15 protein-coding genes are annotated in these 20,264 nt (G+C 42.3%); 6 read left to right on the forward strand and 9 right to left on the reverse strand.

Annotation, left to right across the window (positions count from 1 at the left end):
* Positions 1-58: 58 nt before the first annotated feature.
* Positions 59-2,749: an alanine--tRNA ligase gene (alaS, locus tag LJ707_RS04105; RefSeq protein ID WP_228949762.1), complete on the reverse strand. Its 2,691-nt coding sequence runs from the start codon at positions 2,747-2,749 to the stop codon at positions 59-61.
* Positions 2,750-2,894: 145 nt separating this feature from the next.
* Here alaS and lysS point away from each other — a divergent pair, with 145 nt between their 5' ends.
* Positions 2,895-4,616, forward strand: coding sequence for a lysine--tRNA ligase (lysS, locus tag LJ707_RS04110; RefSeq protein WP_228949518.1), 1,722 nt, complete (start codon positions 2,895-2,897; stop codon positions 4,614-4,616).
* Between the two features lie 207 nt (positions 4,617-4,823).
* Positions 4,824-5,036 (forward strand): hypothetical protein, encoded by a 213-nt coding sequence (locus LJ707_RS04115; RefSeq protein ID WP_228949520.1) that lies wholly within the window; start codon positions 4,824-4,826, stop codon positions 5,034-5,036.
* 54 nt (positions 5,037-5,090) lie between these two features.
* Here the strand turns inward: LJ707_RS04115 and LJ707_RS04120 are convergent, their stop codons facing one another.
* The gene (locus tag LJ707_RS04120) at positions 5,091-5,642 is read right to left on the reverse strand and encodes a DUF2892 domain-containing protein (RefSeq protein WP_228949522.1); all 552 of its coding nucleotides are present in this window, start codon (positions 5,640-5,642) and stop codon (positions 5,091-5,093) included.
* Between the two features lie 75 nt (positions 5,643-5,717).
* Here LJ707_RS04120 and ung point away from each other — a divergent pair, with 75 nt between their 5' ends.
* Positions 5,718-6,395, forward strand: coding sequence for a uracil-DNA glycosylase (gene ung / locus LJ707_RS04125; protein WP_228949523.1), 678 nt, complete (start codon positions 5,718-5,720; stop codon positions 6,393-6,395).
* 114 nt (positions 6,396-6,509) lie between these two features.
* On the opposite strand, the gene LJ707_RS04130 is transcribed toward ung, so the two are convergent.
* The 4 genes from LJ707_RS04130 to LJ707_RS04145 all read right to left on the reverse strand — a co-directional run bounded on the left by LJ707_RS04130 (position 6,510) and on the right by LJ707_RS04145 (position 13,169).
* Positions 6,510-9,941: an efflux RND transporter permease subunit gene (locus LJ707_RS04130; RefSeq protein WP_228949524.1), complete on the reverse strand. Its 3,432-nt coding sequence runs from the start codon at positions 9,939-9,941 to the stop codon at positions 6,510-6,512.
* 24 nt (positions 9,942-9,965) lie between these two features.
* Positions 9,966-11,072: an efflux RND transporter periplasmic adaptor subunit gene (locus tag LJ707_RS04135; protein ID WP_228949526.1), complete on the reverse strand. Its 1,107-nt coding sequence runs from the start codon at positions 11,070-11,072 to the stop codon at positions 9,966-9,968.
* A 31-nt stretch (positions 11,073-11,103) separates the two neighbouring features.
* Entirely contained in the window at positions 11,104-12,474 is a 1,371-nt protein-coding gene (locus LJ707_RS04140) for a TolC family protein (protein WP_228949527.1), read from the reverse strand.
* An 80-nt stretch (positions 12,475-12,554) separates the two neighbouring features.
* Entirely contained in the window at positions 12,555-13,169 is a 615-nt protein-coding gene (locus tag LJ707_RS04145) for a TetR/AcrR family transcriptional regulator (protein ID WP_255678734.1), read from the reverse strand.
* A gap of 152 nt (positions 13,170-13,321) precedes the next feature.
* On the opposite strand from LJ707_RS04145, the gene purB reads away from it, so the two are divergent.
* Positions 13,322-14,665 carry an adenylosuccinate lyase gene (purB, locus tag LJ707_RS04150; protein ID WP_228949529.1) on the forward strand — a complete coding sequence of 448 codons (1,344 nt, stop codon included), beginning with the start codon at positions 13,322-13,324 and terminating at the stop codon, positions 14,663-14,665.
* 519 nt (positions 14,666-15,184) lie between these two features.
* Positions 15,185-15,733 (forward strand): NifU family protein, encoded by a 549-nt coding sequence (locus LJ707_RS04155; protein WP_228949530.1) that lies wholly within the window; start codon positions 15,185-15,187, stop codon positions 15,731-15,733.
* Positions 15,734-15,929: 196 nt separating this feature from the next.
* Here the strand turns inward: LJ707_RS04155 and LJ707_RS04160 are convergent, their stop codons facing one another.
* From LJ707_RS04160 to mtaB, 3 genes are read right to left on the reverse strand one after another with little or no spacing between them, the layout of a single operon-like run.
* Positions 15,930-16,718 carry an inositol monophosphatase family protein gene (locus LJ707_RS04160; RefSeq protein ID WP_228949531.1) on the reverse strand — a complete coding sequence of 263 codons (789 nt, stop codon included), beginning with the start codon at positions 16,716-16,718 and terminating at the stop codon, positions 15,930-15,932.
* 26 nt (positions 16,719-16,744) lie between these two features.
* Positions 16,745-17,902: a prolipoprotein diacylglyceryl transferase gene (locus LJ707_RS04165; protein ID WP_228949532.1), complete on the reverse strand. Its 1,158-nt coding sequence runs from the start codon at positions 17,900-17,902 to the stop codon at positions 16,745-16,747.
* Between the two features lie 30 nt (positions 17,903-17,932).
* Positions 17,933-19,252 (reverse strand): tRNA (N(6)-L-threonylcarbamoyladenosine(37)-C(2))-methylthiotransferase MtaB, encoded by a 1,320-nt coding sequence (mtaB, locus tag LJ707_RS04170; protein ID WP_228949533.1) that lies wholly within the window; start codon positions 19,250-19,252, stop codon positions 17,933-17,935.
* Positions 19,253-19,667: 415 nt separating this feature from the next.
* Between mtaB and LJ707_RS04175 the strand changes: the two genes are divergently transcribed.
* Positions 19,668-20,261 (forward strand): AhpC/TSA family protein, encoded by a 594-nt coding sequence (locus tag LJ707_RS04175; RefSeq protein ID WP_228949534.1) that lies wholly within the window; start codon positions 19,668-19,670, stop codon positions 20,259-20,261.
* The last annotated feature ends 3 nt before the right edge of the window (positions 20,262-20,264 follow it).

The following is a 20,264-nucleotide window of genomic DNA, read 5'->3' on the forward strand; positions in this document are numbered from 1 at the left end:
AAAAAATGGTCGGCTACTTTAGGGTAACCGACCATTTTTATATGCTGATATTTTTTTATTACGCTACAAAGCTTTTTGCCTTTTCGAGCGCCCTGTCAATGCCGGTAACATCTTTACCACCGGCAGTAGCGTAAAATGGCTGTCCGCCGCCACCGCCTTGTATCTCTTTGGCAAGCTCACGAACAATAGTACCCGCGTTCAAACCTTTATCTTTCACCAGGTTTTCGGCTATCATAACAGTAAGGCTTGGTTTGCCGTCAATATCGGCAGCCAACACCAGAAACATGTCGCTTACCATATCCTTCAGGTTATAAGCCAGGTTCTTGATAGCATCAGCATTAGGCAGCGCCACTTTTTGGGCGATGAAATTGATGCCATTAATATTTTCGGCCGTTTTAGCCAGATCATCTTTTAAACCGGCAGCTTTTTCAAGTACGCTTTTTTCAAGTTCTTTTTTTAGTCCGGCATTTTCGCTGATCAGGCTTTCAATACTTTTGGTAATATCCTTCGGATTTTTAAGCAGCTCCTTTAGCTGACTAATCAACAAACTTTGCGCATTGATGTAGTTCTCGGCAGCAATACCGGTGATGGCCTCTATACGGCGCACACCGGCAGCCACAGCGCTTTCGCTGGTAATTTTAAAGAAACCTATTTGACCGGTAGCTTTTACGTGTGTGCCACCGCAAAGCTCCTTGCTAAAGTCATCATCAAAAGTGATTACGCGTACATAATCGCCATACTTTTCGCCAAAAAGTGCAGTTACGCCGCTATTCAATGCTTGCTGATAAGGCACGTTGCGTTCTTCTTTCAGGGCGATATTCTCGCGAATTTTGGCGTTTACTATTGCTTCAATTTGGGCAATTTCTTCGTCGGTTACCTTTGCAAAATGCGAAAAGTCAAAACGTAAATAATCAGCATTAACCAGCGAGCCTTTTTGATTTACGTGCGTGCCTAAAACCTGCTTAAGCGCGGCGTGCAGTAAGTGCGTGGCCGAGTGGTTACTCTCGCTGCTATGGCGTAAAGCAGGTTCAACAATGGCGGTTAACGCATCGCTGATGCCCTCGGGCAGGGTATCGGTAAAATGCACGGTAAGGCCGTTCTCTTTCTTGGTATCGGTAACGTAAACTATCTCCCCATCCGGAAAAACAAGTTCGCCCTTATCACCTACCTGGCCCCCGCTTTCGGCATAGAAAGGTGTTTTATCCAAAACAATCTGATACTGCTCCTTACCCTTAGCTGTAACCTTACGGTATTTTACCACATGGGCAACGGCCTCGGTTTCGTCATATCCTACAAATTCAACGGAGTCATCTTGCTTTAATACTATCCAGTCACCGGTATCAATAGCAGTGGCAGCGCGGGAACGATTTTTTTGTTCTTGGAGAGCGGCTTCAAAACCTGCGATGTCCACACTCCAGCCTTTTTCGCGAGCCATTAGCTCTGTTAAATCTATTGGGAAGCCATAAGTATCAGATAATTCAAAAGCTGCTTGCCCTGAAATTATCTTATTTATTGCATCTCGTGTTTCAATATTGGCATCTGAAAGTATTGTCTGACCAATAATTTGTACAGAAGTTATTTCATCAAATCGTCTTATTCCATTTTGCAATGTCCTCAAAAATGCAACCTCTTCTTCCAAAATCACCTTCTGCACAAAATCCCTCTGCTCCCACAATTCATCAAACACACCTTTAAATTGCTCAGCCAAAACCGTCACCAATTGATTGATGAATGGATCTTTAAAGCCTAAGTATTGGTATGAGTAACGTACTGCTCTACGTAATATCCTGCGGATTACATAACCGGCTTTATTGTTTGATGGCAGTTGCCCATCGGCGATAGCAAAGCTGATGGCACGTATATGATCAGCTAATACACGCATGGCAACGGCTTCATTCCAGCCATCTTCGCCCGGTTTTGCGGCAGCGTTATATTGTTTACCGCTTTTATCAGCTATAAACTGTATCAGCGGTTGAAAAATATCAGTATCATAGTTTGATGTTTTGCCTTGCAGCACACGTACCAAACGTTCAAAACCCATACCAGTGTCTACATGCTTGGCGGGTAATTGTTGCAGCGAACCATCCTTCAGTCGGTTAAACTGCATAAATACGTTATTCCATATCTCAATCACCTGGTCGTGGTCAGCATTTACCAGGCTTTCACCTTTCACCTTTAACCTTTCAGCTTCATCACGACTGTCAAAGTGTATTTCAGAGCATGGGCCGCATGGGCCGGTTTCGCCCATTTCCCAAAAGTTATCCTTTTTATTGCCGGGCAGTATATGGCTATCATCAACGTATTGTTTCCAAAGTTCCAGCGTTTCAGTATCTGCTTCAAGGCCTTCTTTGGCATCGCCCTCAAAATAGGTTACATAAAGTCGATCCTTGGGTAATTTATATACCTCGGTCAGCAGCTCCCAGCTCCAGGCAACGGCATCCTTTTTAAAGTAGTCGCCAAAGCTCCAGTTACCCAGCATCTCAAACATGGTGTGGTGATAGGTATCAATACCCACCTCTTCCAGATCGTTATGCTTGCCTGACACACGAAGGCAGCGCTGCGTATCCGTAACGCGTGAACTTTTTGCCGGTGCTTCGCCTAAAAATATATCCTTAAACTGGTTCATACCCGCGTTGGTGAACATCAGTGTAGGGTCGTTTTTAACTACAATAGGTGCCGATGGCACGATGGTATGGCCTTTAGAAGCAAAAAAATCAAGAAAAGCTTTGCGTATCTCGTTAGCTGTCATGTACAGTATAATTTTGGAGTGCAAAAGTAATTATTAATCGGTTTATTGTCGCCGAATTTATTGTTTAATATAACCTGAAGGCTTTAATACGGCCTTAAGTAAAAAATACCTATTTTTGCAGCCTTAATAAAAACACCTTTTTACTATGAGCATTGCGCTATCCGAACAGGAAATTATACGTCGCGAATCGTTACAACAGCTACGCAATTTAGGTATTGACCCCTACCCGGCCGAAGAATATAAGGTTACCGCCTGGGCTAAGGACATTAACGAAAATTTTAGCAGTAACCCCGATGCTTATAAACAGGTAACCGTTGCCGGCCGTATCATGACACGCCGTATTATGGGCAGTGCCTCATTTTTTGAGATACAGGATACCACCGGCCGTGTGCAGGTTTACATTAAGCGTGATGATATTTGCCCCGGTGAGGATAAAACTTTATACAACACCGTATTTAAAAAACTGCTTGATATTGGCGATTACGTAGGCATTAAGGGCTTTGTTTTTTTAACCCAAACCGGCGAAATATCAGTACATACCGAGGAATTGACCATTCTCTCAAAGTCGCTTAAACCGCTACCGGTGGTTAAACGCGACGAGGAAGGCAATATATATGATGGCTTTACCGACCCTGAACTGCGTTACCGTCAGCGCTATGTGGATCTGACGGTAAACCCGGAATTCAAACAGATCTTCATCAACCGCTCTAAAGTGATCAGTACTATGCGTAATTACTTTAACGCGCAGGGCTGGATGGAGGTTGAAACGCCTATACTGCAATCCATACACGGTGGTGCGGCTGCAAGGCCTTTCACTACACACCACAACACGCTGGATATGCCTTTATACCTGCGTATAGCTAATGAGCTTTACCTGAAAAGACTGATCGTGGCGGGTTTTGATGGTGTTTATGAGTTTGGTAAGATGTTCCGTAACGAGGGTATGGATCGCACGCACAACCCGGAATATACCGCCATGGAAATTTACGTGGCTTACAAGGATTATGTGTGGATGATGGGCATGCTTGAAGAATGTTTGGAAACCGTTGCCAAAGCCGTACATGGTATTACCAGCGTACAGGTTGGCGCTAACGAGATCAACTTTGCAGGCCCGTATGAAAAGCTATCCATGTACGATTCTATTTTGAAATACACCGGCATCGATGTATCGCAAATGGATGAGGCCGGTTTACGTAAGGTTTGTGCCGACCTGGCTATTGAGGTGAATGAATCAATGGGTAAAGGCAAATTGATTGACGAGATATTCAGTGCCAAAGTTGAAGCTAACCTGATACAGCCAACCTTTATTACCGACTACCCTATCGAAATGACACCGCTTGCTAAAAAACACCGCAGCAAGGATGGCCTGGTAGAGCGTTTTGAGCTGTTTGTAAATGGCAAAGAAATAGGCAACGCATATTCGGAGCTAAATGATCCGATAGATCAGCGTGAGCGTTTTGAAGAGCAATTGATATTGGCCGGCCGTGGTGATGAAGAAGCGATGGCTATGGACGATGACTTTTTGCGCTCGCTGGAATATGGTATGCCGCCAACATCAGGCCTGGGTATTGGTATTGACCGTTTGGTGATGCTGATGACCAACCAAAGCACCATTCAGGAAGTATTATTCTTCCCGCAGATGCGCCCTGAAAAGAAAGCCAAAGTTACTTCGGTTGAGGATTTTGTAAACATCGGCGTAAAGGCAGAATGGGTACCGGTGCTTAACAAAATGGGCTTCAATACTATAGAAGAACTAAAAGCAGGTAACCCAAACAAGGTATTTAATGACCTTGGCGGTATGCGTAAAAAAATGAAGCTTGATATACCTATGCCAACAAAAGAGGAAGTGATGGCATGGTTCGCTTAATATTCTGAACCTGAATTTTTAGAATTTGGGAATTTACAGAGTCAACTTTATACAGCAGGACAGTAAATTTGAACAATAAATTACTGTACTGCTGTGTTTTATACCCTTATTGATAACATTTTTTTAACGAAATGTTAAAACTCATAAAACTTTCGTATAAAAACAGTTGTTTAATTTTATGGTTAAATACTGTAAACAAGAAAGATTATGACTGGTTCAATCCTTGAGATAACGGAAAACGAATACCTGATCAAACTAAACAAGAGCACATTTGACTTGTCACTGATCAGAAATATCCTGAAAATGGTTGAGGTTTCAAACCCAACGGAAGATGATTTTAGTTTCCCTGACAGGCGCTACATGCCGGTACAAGGCAATGCAGCAGAGCCGGGTTACTTCAGCACTATTGACGAAAAATAAAAAGCGATACATTATCTGTACCGCTTTTCTTTTTCGTCAATTTTTTTGTTTTGTTTAGAACTGGCGGTAACCTCCACGCACCACCTGTTGCTTGTCAATTTGCGCCATCTGCGCTTTCATCATTTTTATCTGATCGGCAAGTAACTTATTCTTATCATCCTTAGCGGCTTCCTGCAAATACATTTGCGCCTCGCGCTTATTGCGTTTGGCCATGGCTATGCCCGCAAGGCTGATCTTGGCCAGGGCGATATTGTGCGACATGCCCATTCCCAGCGTAAGCGCCTTTTTGAAGAATTTTTCTGACTTTAACGGTGCTTTACGCGATTCGATCAAACCGATCAGCAGGTTATAATAACCGTGTTGCTTGCGGTGCAATTGCTTTTCGTAATCGGTGATCTTGTTAAGCCACTCCTCGGCCTTTTCGGTATTCTCTTTACGCAAAAAGTATTGCGCTATAATCATGTTCTCATTAAAAAAGAAGGTTAGCAGCACAAGGCCACCAAATATAAATAATGGTATGCCCCAACCCCAAAAGCCAAATGCGCACAGTGTTACACCTGCACCCATTATTACACACGCTATAACTAAGCGAACAATATTTGACATAATTTGTAATATAACAATTTGAAGCGCAAATATCCGTTAATTTGCACTCTTAATCAACATCTGCAAACAATATTTATGGCGATAGATTTAGAGCCTTCGTGGCTGAATGTTTTAGGCGATGAGTTCCAAAAGGACTACATGGTAAAATTGCGTGAGTTCCTAAAATCAGAAAAAGAAAGCGGACAAACTGTGTACCCTAAAAACAGCGATATATTTAACGCGTTTAACAAAACACCTTTTGATAAACTAAAGGTAGTTATCCTTGGTCAGGATCCTTATCATGGCGCTAATCAGGCGCATGGCTTGTCATTCTCGGTACAAAAAGGAATAAATCCTCCTCCATCACTTAAAAATATTTATAAAGAGCTGCTGACAGATATTCCGGGCTTCAGCATACCCTCGCATGGTGAACTAACAGAATGGGCTGAGCAAGGGGTAATGATGCTTAACGCCACGCTTACCGTGCGCGCGGGCAGTCCTGGTTCGCACCAAAAAAAGGGTTGGGAAATTTTTACCGATACGGTTATCAAAACTATATCCGAACAAAAAGATGGCATTGTATTTTTACTATGGGGCAAGTTTGCCCAGGCAAAAGCTGAACTGATTGACGCAGGCAAACATCATATCCTTAAAGCCGCCCACCCTTCACCCTACTCTGCCGACAGTGGTTTTTTTGGCTGCAAGCACTTTTCAAAAACAAATGCCATTTTAAAAAACGAGGATAAGCAAACTATAGACTGGCAGATACAGTAGTGGTTAGTGGTTAGTGGAAAGAAATGTTTTATATTATATATTAGAATTTAGAGCTTATCATTTTAGAATTTATAATAAACAAGCAGGCCCGCTATATGCGGGCCTGCTTGTTTATTATATGTGTTTCGTTTCGAGTAAATGTGGTTCGGTCGGGGCATCTTCATCGTGCTTTTTACCGGCAAGCCTATCCTTGATACGGCTGCGTATCAGGTATAAACATGGCACCAGTATCAGTGTGATAATGGTTGCAAAGGCTAAACCGAATATCATTGTCCATGATAATGGGCCCCAGAAGGCTACGTTATCACCACCGAAGTGAATGTGCGGCTCAAACGAGGTGAATAAGCCCACAAAGTCGATATTAAAGCCTACGGCCAATGGTATCAATCCTAATATGGCGGCAGTAGCGGTCAGGATAACCGGGGTCATTCGGGTACGTCCGGCCTCAACAACGGCATCGTGCAAACTCATGCCCTGCTCCAGCAGTAAGTCGGTAAACTCAACCAGCAATATACCATTACGCACCACCACACCAGCGAGGGCGATGATGCCTACCCCGGTCATAACAATAGTAATAGTCATGCCGAAAATACTTACGCCCAGGAATACACCAATGATACTGAACAATATTTCACTGATAATGATAAAAGTTTTACCAATAGAGTTAAACTGCATCATCAGGATCACCAATATCAGCATAAAGGAAACACCGAGGGCAGATACAAGGAATGTCGCTGCCTCTATCTGATCTTCCTGCCCGCCACCCTGACGGATAACCACACCCTCGGGCAATTTGTAATTGCTGATTGCCTGCAAAATCTGCTGGTTAACCTCGTTGGCATTAAAGCCTTTAATAACGTTTGAACCAAGGGTAATAACCCGGCGTTGTTGCTTGTGCTTAATGTTACTATAGGTATTTTTATACTCAATATCAGTAAAAGCAGATATAGGCACCTGGCGTATAGCACCGCCTGTAGCAAAATCACGATAGGTGATTTTCAAGTTGCGTATCGCGTCAATATCATGGCGCTGCTCCTCTTTGGCCTGTACGTTTATCTCGTAATTATCCTCTGTGGTATTTCTGAAATCGGCAGCCTTGGCACCGTATATGGTAGCACCTAAAGCCTGCGTTATCTGATTGGTGTTAATGCCCTCCCGGTTAGCGCGCTCACGGTTTACGGCAAAAACTATTTGCGGCTTATTGTCCTGCACATCGGGCATCAGCTCCTCAATACCGCCGATATTCTGTTTTACAATATAGTTTTTAAGCTGTACGGCGGCTTTGGTAAGGGTATCCAGGTCATCGCCTACCATTTCAATACTGATATCCTTTTGTGTTGGTGGGCCACCATTCTCCTGTGCTACGGATATTTGCGCACCCGGTATAACACCTTTAACAGCCTCGCGTATCTTGCCCATTACTATTTTGGTATCCACATCATCACGTTCGCCAAACTCAACAAAAGCTACCGTTATTTTGCCCTTGTTAGGATAGTCACCCTGATCTTCATCCTGCGGATCGGTTACACTTACGGTTACATTAGAGATGATGGACGAAACGATGTGTTTATATGGTTCAACCGTTGATGCCACCCGTTGTTCAAGCTTTTGGGTAACCGTATTGGTGTAAGCCTGATCGGTACCGGTAGGCATCGTAATGTATACGTATACAAAGTTAGGATCGGCCTGCGGGAAAAACTCCACCTTTGGCGACCGAATGATCATGAACCCTATACTAAAAAAGAACAAAGCGATGATACCGAACAGTATTTGCCATGGTCTGCGTACCGCCTTTTCAATCATACGGCCATACCAGTTCTGGAACTTCGGCCACCCATTTTTTTGGAACTTATCAATCAACCTGATAAACACAAAATGGTTAAGCAGATACAGTACCGCGGCAAACACTACAAAGTTACCTAAGCCTACATTTATAAAATAACCTAATACGGCTATAATTCCCATAACTGCAAGCACACGCTTAACGGTTTTATCAAACTTAGGGTTATCATGCTCGCCTTCAATATGCGGTTTCATAAAATCGACCGCGAAAACCGGGTTGATGATGTATGCCACCAGTAATGATGCAAGCAGGGTAATAATTAGTGTAATAGGCAGGAAGAACATAAAATGCCCGATCAAACTATTCCAAAATGCTAACGGGACAAATGGTGCAAGGGTAGTCATGGTGCCGGAGAATACCGGAAGAAACACCTCACCTGCAGCAATTTTAGCGGCTTTTTTAATTGGCACTTTACCGTTATCAAAAATACGGTGCGTATTCTCGATCACCACAATGGCATCATCCACCACAATACCCAACGCCAACAGGAAGGAGAACAGCACGATCATGTTGAGTGTAAACCCTATGGCCGGCATTATTAAAAACGCTATAAAGCATGATAGTGGTACCGATAACGCTACGAAAATGGCATTAGTGGTTCCCATAAAAAACATCAGGATGATGGTTACCAGCACAAAGCCAATAATGATGGTATTTACCAGGTCATTAATGGTAACACGGGTTTTATCACTCTGATCGCCTGTTACGGTTATGTCCAGTCCTTTAGGAAATTCATCTTTCTTTTTTAGTTCGATAAGCTGGTTGATCTTATCTGATGCTTCGATCAAATTTTCGCCGGATCGTTTGCTGATGTTGAGCGTGATTACATTCTTAAAATTCTTTTGATCATTGGTTTTTAAGCGCGCGTAACTATCCTGCTCGGCAAAACCATCTTTAACTTCGGCAATATCCCGCAGGTAAACCGCCCTGCCGTTAGGGTTACGGATAATCATGGCGGCAACCTCTTCGGCATTCTTAAAATCCTGCCTTATATCAACACTGCGGCGTACGCCATCCATTTTAATGGTACCGGCAGAGGCTATAATGTTCTCTCCACCTACAGCGCTTATAATATCGTTATACCCGATTTGGGCGGCCGTCATTTTATTGATGTCAACATTGATCTCAATCTCGGGCTTCAGCGCGCCCACCATCTCTACCTTAGATATTTCTTTGTAGCTTTCTATCTCATCCTTCAGGTTATCAGCAAATTCTTTTAGTTTTTTCAGATCATAATTACCTGAAAGATTGATGTAAAGAATGGGCAGATCGGCAACGTTAATATCAGATATTGATGCTTCCTTCAGGTTGTTATCATTTTGCGGCAGATCGGGTTTTGCCTTGTCAACCGCTTCCTTAACATCCTGCTTAGCATTCCTGATATTAATATTAGCATTAAATTCTGCCGTAATTACCGACACGTTAGGCAACGAATTGGAGGTTACCTTTTTTAAACCTTTAAGTGATTTTAATTGCTTTTCAATCTGCCGGGTAACCAGCAGCTCAATATTTTCAGGCGATTGGCCAAGGTATTGTGTGGTAACAAACACCTTTGATTGGGCAATGTCCGGAAAATTTTCTTTGGGCAGCGTAACGTAGCTTACCAAACCTAATAAGGTAATGATAAACACCAGCACATACACCGCCGTTTTATTATCAATGGCCCAACTGGAGGGCGCAAATTCCTTTTCATTATCTTTCATAACAAACCGGTTTAGTGTTTTATATTAGTTTACGCCCTGTAGTACTTTAACCTTATCGCCATCCTCAATATCAGCGGCGCCTTCAACTACTATCTTATCGCCTGCATTCAGACCAGATAATATTTCGGCCCTGCCGCCTGATACCGCACCTTGCTTTATGGTTTTTTGACGTGCAACACCATTAACATTCACAAAAACATAATCGCCGTTCTCTGATTTCTGGATAGCCTTAATGGGTATAGCCAGCGCGTTTGCTTTATTATAATCAGATATTTTTAGTACGGCCGTCATGTTCGGGCGCAGGCTTTTACGCTCGGGCAGCTTCACCTCGATAGGGAAGCTGCGTGATGTTGGGTCGATCGCTTTAGCGGCGAAGGTTACCTTGGTGGTCAATGAGTCCTTAACATCCGGAAAAACGATCTTTACATTATTGCCGGTGCTTACACTTGCCGAATATGATTCGGGCACGTTAGCCTTTACTTTTAATATTTCATCATTCACTATCTGTATACCACTACCCTGCTGACCCGGTGATATAGCCTGACCCAGTTTCAGATCCATCTGATCAATTGAACCATTGATAGGTGATTTGATACGGTACTGATCGGCCTGGCGTTTTAGCCCTGCGAGCGCTTTTTCATTAGCCTGTAGGGTGGTTTGCGCTTGCAAAAACTGCACTTCGGTACCAATTTTTTGATCCCACAGGTTTTTTTGACGCTGATACAATGTGCGCGAAAGCTGTACCTGTGCTTCGGCCTGTGCTATTTGCTGCTGCAGTACAACATTATCTAACTGCACAAGCACCTGCCCTTTGCTAACATGCTGACCAGGCTTTACATAGATAGCGGTAATTGTACCCGGTGCCTGAGAAAAAGCGGTAACATTCTCCTGCGCGTCAATTCGGCCCTGTATTTCAACATAGTTATTGAACTGGCCCGGCTGCACATCAAATACCGTTACATCCATAGTTTTAGCCGAATCGGTACCGCCCACTTCGGCCTGTAGCTTGGCTATCTTTTGGTTAAGTTCACCCTGCTGCTTTTTAAGGTCGGCCAGTTCGGCTTTCTTATCTTTTTTGCCACCGCATGAAGCAAGGAACATCAGCGCGGCTATGTATATCAGGTTCTTCATTTTTTATGGATTATGTGATTGTTAGTTTGATTTAGTTTAAACGTCCGTAAGCTTTATCGAGGTCAACCTTGCTTACCAAAGCGTTGTACAGTGCTTCGATGTATTGATTGTTGGCTTGCTCTAAAGCGGTTTGCGCTTGCGACACTTCAATGCTTGAGCCTACCCCCTGCCCGTATTTTATACGTGATACACGCAAAACCTCTTGAGCAAGTTTTTGATTGTTTTGTTGATTATTGAGCGATTGCAAGCTGTTTATATAATTAACATTAGCCGCGTTTGCCTGAAGTTTAAAACCATTAGTTGCGTTATGCAGATCGTTTTTGGCTTTTTGCACGTTAACCTGCAGTTGCTTTAACTGGTTAGAGCGCTGCCCACCGCTAAATATCGGTACATTAAGACTAAGGCCTATATAACTATAGGTATAAAACTTATCAAACAAAAAGCGCCAGTTGTTTTCCTGAAACGTACCTGCATAACCTCCATTGGCTGAAAGCGTGGGTAAAAATTCGGCCTTTTTAGCTTTTACATCCAGCTCATTTAACTTAATGTTACTTTCGAGCAAATTATACTCAATACGTTTGCGGTAAAAAGCGGTGTCTACCGAATTTTCAGCCACGTTGGCATTTAGGGCTACATCTTCCAGTTTATTGGTAAGCGTCAATTCTTCCTCAATAGACATCCCCATCTGGAATTTAAGCATCTGGTTGCTTAGCGATAAAGAACGGATGGTGTTTTCGCGTGTGGTAACCAAATTATTGTATTGTACCGAAAGGCGGTCAACATCTATCTTCTCTACAAAACCCTGTTTGTTTTGCGCCACAGTTTCATCCAACTGTTGTTTAAGCTGTTTCAGGTTGGCATCAAGCAGCTTTATCTGCTCATTGTTAACCAATACCTGGTAGTAGGCTTTTGTTACCGATGCATTGGTTTCAATTTTTGAGCGTGTTAAACTCCTTTGCGACAACTCCTTATAAACCTTTGCAGCCTTTAATCCTACTAAAAATGTACCGCTAAATATCAATTGTGTACCCTGCACAGTATAAGTATTTGTATACTTAACCGGCCCAAACGGAAAAGCAATTAATCGTGCATCGGGATCAATTGGTTGACCAGATAAAAAGTTAGGACCAACATTTACGGGCGATTTCAGGTAATCATTAAATGTTACTGATCCATTAATCTGCGGTAAGCCGATGCCGATGGTTTCCTTAACCTTGTACTCCGCGCTTTTTACATCAAGCGCGGCATTCTTTACCGAGTCCTGGTGCTCATAAGCGTAGTTGATGCAATCGGCCAGGCTAAAGTTATGTACCGTACCCTCCGGCGGCGACTGTTGCGCGAACCCGTTAAACCACCACAGGCAGCCTAACAAGCCAATTAAAAATTTACCCCTTTTGTTCATGTATATGTGTGATTGATGTAATTGCTTTTTTATGTTTATGCAAATAACCGTATCCGGTTGACAGCCCTATGTCAGCAGTTTTACTGCGGTGTTTTATTTTTACAATATTCTTCAAGCAGCTTGTAGCCTTGAAGGGTACACACGCCAAAGTTAAAATGCTCCAAAAACTGGTACTGTATTTTCCAGCTATTGAATTCTGTAGGCGGAAACAGCCTTGTATCAAATCCCATCTCTACCTGTGCAACCCGCATTCGGGCTATTATGCGCACATCAACTTCAGGACGTATATATCCCTGCTCTTTACCTTTAGTTAGCAGTTCCTCAAGCTTTTCAACCAAAAACCGGCTCTTAAAACTTTTAAAAAGCTCCCACCCTTGAGGATGATATTTTTGCAGATCGTGTATGGCAACCGGGTTAACTTTTGATAGTATTTCGCCCGAACATTTCATCATGTCCAGCATTTGTTCGATCACGTTACCGTTACCCTTCATTATCTCATCAATATCCCTGATATCTTCCTCCAGCTTTTTACGCACCAGTATTATCACCAGTTCGTTTTTATCCTTATAAAACTGGTAGATGGTTTTTTTTGACATACCAAGGTGTCTGGCAATGTCATCCATCGTTATACTTTTAATTCCTGAATGAAGAAAGAGATCTTCTGCCCCTTTTAAAATCCTGTCTGCCTGTTCCATACTTGCGCCAAAACTACGGAAACATTTTTTGATTTTATAGTTTCCAAAAGTTTTTAAATTGTCAAATAGTAGCTTATTTTAAATATTGGTTCAGTTTGAAAGCTGTAGCACACTGCTTTAAAAATGGTATCTTTGCGAAAATTTAATACACTATGCAGCTAAACGCTTTATCAGCAATATCACCTGTTGACGGCAGGTACCGTAATACAACCGCTGGCCTTGCCGCCTATTTTTCTGAATACGCTTTAATAAAATACAGGGTATATGTTGAGATAGAGTACTTCATAGCATTGTACGAGCACCCGTTGCCGCAATTAGCGGATTTCGACAGATCATTGTCTGATAAGCTGCGCGATATTTATAAAAACTTTACTGAGGCTGATGCCGAAAGCATTAAGCAAATTGAAAAGACCACCAACCATGATGTTAAGGCGGTTGAATATTTCATCAAACAAAAATTTGATGACCTGGGTATTGAGCAATATAAGGAGTTCATCCACTTCGGGCTTACCTCGCAGGATATAAATAATACGGCCATCCCTTATTCATTCAAACTGGCCCTAACCGAAAGCTACTATCCGGCCATAACTGAATTGGTTGGCACATTAAAATCTTACGCCGCCGACTGGCAGAATATACCCATGCTGGCGCATACACACGGACAGCCTGCATCGCCAAGCCGCCTGGGTAAGGAGATCAGCGTGTTTATAGAACGACTTGAAAAACAATTACAGCAATTACAGCAAGTACCATTCTCGGCCAAATTTGGCGGTGCTACCGGTAATTTTAACGCGCATAATATCGCTTATCCTGCTATTGACTGGAAGGCATTCGGGAACAATTTTGTAGATAATATTTTAGGGCTGAGCCGTTCGCAATACACAACACAGATAGAACATTACGATAATTTTGCCGCGCAATGTGATGCTTTGAAACGTATAAACAATATCCTGATCGATCTGGACCGTGATATGTGGACATACATATCTATGAATTATTTTAAGCAGAAGATCAAGGCCGGTGAAGTTGGTTCGTCAGCCATGCCGCATAAGGTTAACCCAATTGACTTTGAAAATTCGGAAGGTAACCTGGGTATCGCTAACGCCTTGTTTGAGCATCTGGCGGCTAAATTACCTGTATCACGCCTGCAGCGCGACCTTACCGACAGCACCGTATTACGCAACATTGGTGTACCGGTAGCGCATACATTGATCGCCATCAAATCAACTGTAAAGGGCCTGAATAAGTTATTGCTTAACGAGGCAGCTATTAATGCCGACCTTGAAGCTAACTGGGCGGTAGTTGCAGAAGCCATACAAACCATATTGCGCCGCGAGGCCTACCCTAACCCGTACGAAGCTTTAAAGGAACTCACCCGTACCAATACCCATGTAAACGCTGAAACCATAGCTGCGTTTGTGGATACATTGGATGTGAACGATAGCGTAAAAGCGGAACTTAAACAGATAACACCGTCAAATTATACGGGGATATAATTATGATTGATGTTAACAAAGCACTAACCGGCCGAATACTGTATTGGGTAAGTATAGTGCTTTATTTAATATCATTAATACCTCCTGCTTACTGCACCGAGAAAGGATGTAATGACCCTGGCGTAAGCATATTTTTGGTTCTATTAGGTTTCTTTGCTGCTACAAGTCCGGGCGGGTATCCATGGTTAGCAAACGTGTTCTACTTTATATCATTAGGAACTCGAAGAAAGAAAAAGCTGTCTTTAATAATGTCAACTTTTGCATTAGCGCTGTCCTTAAGTTTTTTATCTGTCGAATCAGTTTTAGCCAACGAGGGCTGATCACTTACAAAGATCACAGAATATAAATTAGGTTACTGGTTATGGGTTAGCAGCATGGCATTAGCGTTTGTAGCCAGCATTTATAATTTCGTGTTCACAAAATCAAAGTCATTAAGCGGTCATAACTAAATTGGTATGCGCATTTAACAAAAAAGCTGTTTAAATTTGTTATTAGTATAAATAACAATCCCGAAAGAAAATGAATATCAACGTATATACCGAAGCTACGCCAAACCCGGCAACCATGAAGTTCATTGTGAACAAGTTGCTGATAAACGGCAGTGTTGATTATCCAACAAAAGAAAGTGCAGAAACATCAACCTTTGCAAAGGAGCTTTATAAATTCTCTTTTGTAAACGGCGTATTCTTTGCCAGCAACTTTGTTACCGTTACCAAAACTGAAGGTACCGATTGGGCTGATATTGAGCCTATATTAAAAGAGTTTGTAAAAGGCGCAGTTGAATCAGAGCTTGTTGTGAAAGCCGAAGAGCATGTAGAAGTTGACTTTGAAGGTACTGATACCGAGATAAAAATACAGCAGATACTGAATGATTATGTTCGCCCGGCAGTTGAGCAGGATGGCGGCGCTATCACCTACAAATCATTTGACGAAGGTATTGTTACTGTTGAGCTTCGCGGTTCATGCAGCGGCTGCCCGTCATCAACAGTAACTCTTAAAGCCGGTATTGAAAACCTGCTTAAACGCATGGTACCTGGTGTTACCGAAGTTGTGTCTGAAGCTTATTAATGATTGATTTCACTGATTTATTTTTGTGATTTCACCGATTGACTGAAATTACACAGATAAAATAATACATATAAAAAAAGTTCCATAGGTTAATCTATGGGACTTTTTTTATTATAACAATCGTTGAAACCAATCTCCTAAAATCAGTGCAATCTCAAAATGAAATCCTGTAATCAAGGAAATTAATAAATCATGGTCAGAAATATTTTTGGATCACCTGCAACATCTCCTCGGTGATCTTGCCATTAGTAGCTAACAGCTCACGGGTTTCTATCACTTCGTCGCCACCTTTAAAGTTTACTACTTGTCCGCCGGCCTGTTTCACTATTACAATACCCGCGGCTACATCCCAGGCATTCAGGTTATACTCATAAAAAGCACCAAAACGACCGCAAGCCGTATAAGCCAAATCAACCGCGGCTGAGCCTATGCGGCGTAAACCATGGCAGCTTTTCATCAGTTCGGCAAATAGTTTTATGTATTGTTCCTGCTTGCCAAAATCATAATATGGGAAACCGGTAGCCAATAAGCTCCTTTCGAGCGTTGGGGTGTTGCTTACCTTTATCTCAATTCCGTTAAGATACGCCGGCGCGCCTTTCCAGGCATAAAAACACTCATCGAGGTTAACTTCATAAACTACACCGGCAACCAGTTCATCATATTCCTTTAAAGCAATGCTGATAGAAAATATAGGCAGGCCATGTATAAAATTGGTAGTACCATCCAGCGGATCAATGATCCAGTTATATACCTGCCCTATCTTGGTGGTGGTTTTTTCTTCGGTAATAAAACCCGCTACAGGCAATATCTTTTCGAGCCCGGCAACAAGCTGCTGCTCTGCGGTTTTATCAACGTATGATACCAGATCGTTCAGCCCCTTGTATTCTATTTTATCGGTACTAAAGGTTTTTCTTTCCTGACGGATAAAATCGCCCACCTGTTTAGTCAGCTCAACCGTGCTGAGTACTACTGCCTGTAAATCCATATAAAGATATTTTGAACTGTAACTTACTATGTTGCCTGCAACTTTTTATTATCGCTGCGCGCTATTAATATAGCCCCGCCAACAACCATAAACAACGAGATCATTTCCGCCTGTGTAAATGATATACCGAATAAATGGTACTTAGTATTTACACGTATAAGCTCGATGAAGAAACGCTCAATGCCAGCCAGTATCAGGTAAATACCGAACAGAGCGCCCGGTTTAGTAACCTTGTTGCGTATACCCCATATCACAAAAAATAGTATAAGGCACATTACAACCTCATAAAACGGTGTCGGGAAAACCGGCTGCGGCAGTTCGCTGCAATACTTGCCAATGCAACCCGCTATAGGCACACCTTCGCTGTTTACATTATGCGGATATTTAAATCCCCACATCCAGTCAGGCGCCCAGCTTAACCATCCGGGTTTAGGGGCAAGGTTGGGTATACCCCAATCGCCATCACCTGCCATTTGGCAGCCTATGCGGCCAACGGCGTATGATAGCATCATGCCGGGGCCACCAATATCAAGCATGGTTAGTGGCTTAATACCGTTTTTGTTTGCTATGTATAATACGGCTGCACCGCCGCATATTAATCCACCGTAAAAGGTTAACCCGCTGGTACCTATCAGCATACCAACCGGATCAGCCATAAATGCATCCCAATTTTCGAGCGCGTTAAACAGCTTGGCACCTGCAAAACCAAAAACCGCCGCCCAAAGTAAAATATTGCCCATTAACTCATGCGGATGAACTAATACACGCTGTTGTACCGGTTGCGGCAAACGTTGTTTTTTGTTCTCGGCATAAGCCCAGTAAACAAATACCGCGGCAAGCACAATACCGCCCAATAAATTGCCACGGGTTGAGAGCAGAAAACTTTGCGTATCATTTACCAGATCATGGTAATTAAATACCGCATCAAGCACTTTGTAACCAATAATGAAACCGAATATGCCGTTGCTGACTATCTCTGCTGACGAAAGCGGTTGGCCTACGGTAATAGTTTTTTCGATGGAATGAATTTCACCAAGCTTTTCGCGGCGTTTAAACTCCTGCACAAAAGCCCAGTAGGCAGCCATAAAGGCTATTGCTACAAAAAAACCAAATGTTTGTATAGGTAATGGTGGTACGTTTAACCCGGTAAGATATTGTATCAGCTCGGATATAGTAGGGAACATAAGCAGTATTTTGGGGACGAATATATGCTTTTAATGCACTAATACCTCAACCGCTTCTGTAATTTCTACATCACCGTCCGGTGATATATTTGTTAAATGCACTGTTTTAAGCTCGTTAACCAACACCGGGTCGTACTTGGCCTTTACCTTAACGTAGTTACGGGTAAAGCCATGCATAAAACCATCTTTTATATCGCCCTCAAATAGCACCTCTTCGGTTTTATTTAACTGACCTTCGTAAAAAGCCCGGCGCTTTTTGTCAGACAGTATGTGCAGCATCTTGCTTCTGTCGGCACGGGTTGAGCCGGGTACAGCGCCGGTCATTTCGGCAGCAAGGGTATTTTCACGCTCGGAGTAAGTAAATACGTGCAGGTATGAAATATCCATACCGTTTAAAAAGTTGTAAGTATCTACAAAATCCTCACGGGTTTCGCCGGGGAAACCAACAATAACATCCACTCCTATACAGCAATCGGGCATAATCGCTTTTATACTGGCTACCCTGTCGGCATATAAAGCACGCTTGTAACGGCGGCGCATCAGGCCTAATATTTTATCAGAACCGGATTGCAGCGGAATATGAAAATGCGGAACAAATCTTTTAGATGTAGCCACAAACTCAATGATCTCATCAGTCAATAAGTTGGGCTCAATGGATGATATGCGTATCCTGTCAATACCTTCTACTTCGTCAAGCGCTTTAACCAGGTCAAAAAATTTATCTTCGCGCTGGCCATTGCGTATGCCAAAGTCGCCAAGGTTAACGCCTGTAAGTACAATCTCCTTAACGCCTGACCCGGCTATTTGCCGCGCCTGCTCCAATACGTTCTCAATGGTATCGCTACGGCTGGCACCACGTGCTAATGGAATGGTACAAAAGGTGCATGAGTAATCGCAGCCATCCTGAACTTTAAGAAAAGTACGGGTACGATCACCAAATGAATAGGCCGGAACAAACTCATTAGCCTCAGAAACAGGCTGATTATATACCAGCGTTTTTGGCTGCTTGGTTAAATCCGTTATGTGGTCAATTATCTGGAATTTCTCGGCCGCGCCAAGCACCATGTCAACACCCGGTATTTCGGCTATTTCTTTTGGCTTGAGCTGAGCATAGCAGCCAACAATGGTAATGTAAGCGTTAGGCGATACCTTTAAGGCTTCCTTAACTACTTTCTTACATTTCTTATCTGCGTTTTCGGTTACGGAGCAGGTGTTAATTACATATACATCAGGTGTATCAGTAAAATCAACAGTATTGTATCCGGCCTGATTAAACAACCTGCCAATACTTGATGTTTCTGAATAATTAAGCTTACAGCCCAGTGTGTAAAACGCTACTTTCCTGTTCATTTTCAATTGGCAAAGATAGCCACAATTATATAATTGTCCGAACTGTAATATATACAAATATGAATTTAAGATTTTTATGACATGATGATAAGCGTTAAAATTTAAGTAGAAAAAAATCCCCGTTTTGAGGAATATAAACCACTATTTTTATAACGAATTTATTAGAGGCTATTATACCTATACATAAAACCACATAATTTGAGCTAATATCCCGCAATATTAAATTCCTACTTAATTGATAATAAGATCATTTCAATCATTAAACATATTCGCTATAAGGAATTTAGAGTTTAATACAAGCTCGGAACGTATTTTGCCGATGTATATTATTCGTTAAATTTTAACAATCTGTACCCTTATTCTGATTGTTGTATAAAAAACACGAATAAAACTATTAACTATTATTAAACTCACGATGAGGAAGATATTGGCAGTGGCGTGGTTATGCTTGTTGTTCGGGATTGTTGGCTGCTTATTTTGGTATAACGAGTATCGTTATACGCTACCCACCCCTGTTCCGGCAGGCTATAAAAATGTCGCGACCGGCCAGCAAATACATCTTATACCCCAACTGGCTATAAACAACAGCAAACCATTATTTCTGCATTTTTTTAATCCGAAATGCCCTTGCTCACGCTTTAATATTGATCACTTTAAAAAACTGGCAAAAACGTATGAAAACAAAGCCAGTTTTGTTGTAGTACTGATGGATAATAAAATTGACGCGACAGCAATAAAAAGCAAATTTGATCTGAATGTTCCGGTGATCAATGCACCTGCAATGGCCGAAGAATGCGGTGTGTACTCAACCCCACAGGCCGCAATTATTGATACTAAAGGCAAATTGTATTATCGTGGCAATTATAATACAAGCCGGTACTGCACTAATAAAAAAACCGAATTTGCGCGTATAGCTTTAGATGGCTTACTGCAAAACCAAAATATATTAAAATTCAATTCGCTCGCGCTTACTGCTTATGGTTGCAGCTTGCCAAACTGCGACAAATAATAT

This window comes from Mucilaginibacter sp. UR6-1 (assembly GCF_020880975.1).
Classification (GTDB): Bacteria; Bacteroidota; Bacteroidia; order Sphingobacteriales; family Sphingobacteriaceae; genus Mucilaginibacter.

What these genes read in the sequence shown, in the direction of transcription:
- ung (WP_228949523.1), top strand. Translation starts at nt 5,718, where the DNA reads ATGGCGATAGATTTAGAGCCTTCGTGGCTGAATGTTTTAGGCGATGAG.
- purB (WP_228949529.1), top strand. Translation starts at nt 13,322, where the DNA reads ATGCAGCTAAACGCTTTATCAGCAATATCACCTGTTGACGGCAGGTAC.
- mtaB (WP_228949533.1), bottom strand. Translation starts at nt 19,252, where the DNA reads ATGAACAGGAAAGTAGCGTTTTACACACTGGGCTGTAAGCTTAATTAT.
- LJ707_RS04115 (WP_228949520.1), top strand. Translation starts at nt 4,824, where the DNA reads ATGACTGGTTCAATCCTTGAGATAACGGAAAACGAATACCTGATCAAA.
- LJ707_RS04145 (WP_255678734.1), bottom strand. Translation starts at nt 13,169, where the DNA reads ATGGAACAGGCAGACAGGATTTTAAAAGGGGCAGAAGATCTCTTTCTT.
- LJ707_RS04165 (WP_228949532.1), bottom strand. Translation starts at nt 17,902, where the DNA reads ATGTTCCCTACTATATCCGAGCTGATACAATATCTTACCGGGTTAAAC.
- LJ707_RS04120 (WP_228949522.1), bottom strand. Translation starts at nt 5,642, where the DNA reads ATGTCAAATATTGTTCGCTTAGTTATAGCGTGTGTAATAATGGGTGCA.
- lysS (WP_228949518.1), top strand. Translation starts at nt 2,895, where the DNA reads ATGAGCATTGCGCTATCCGAACAGGAAATTATACGTCGCGAATCGTTA.
- LJ707_RS04130 (WP_228949524.1), bottom strand. Translation starts at nt 9,941, where the DNA reads ATGAAAGATAATGAAAAGGAATTTGCGCCCTCCAGTTGGGCCATTGAT.
- LJ707_RS04160 (WP_228949531.1), bottom strand. Translation starts at nt 16,718, where the DNA reads ATGGATTTACAGGCAGTAGTACTCAGCACGGTTGAGCTGACTAAACAG.
- alaS (WP_228949762.1), bottom strand. Translation starts at nt 2,749, where the DNA reads ATGACAGCTAACGAGATACGCAAAGCTTTTCTTGATTTTTTTGCTTCT.
- LJ707_RS04175 (WP_228949534.1), top strand. Translation starts at nt 19,668, where the DNA reads ATGAGGAAGATATTGGCAGTGGCGTGGTTATGCTTGTTGTTCGGGATT.
- LJ707_RS04135 (WP_228949526.1), bottom strand. Translation starts at nt 11,072, where the DNA reads ATGAAGAACCTGATATACATAGCCGCGCTGATGTTCCTTGCTTCATGC.
- LJ707_RS04140 (WP_228949527.1), bottom strand. Translation starts at nt 12,474, where the DNA reads ATGAACAAAAGGGGTAAATTTTTAATTGGCTTGTTAGGCTGCCTGTGG.
- LJ707_RS04155 (WP_228949530.1), top strand. Translation starts at nt 15,185, where the DNA reads ATGAATATCAACGTATATACCGAAGCTACGCCAAACCCGGCAACCATG.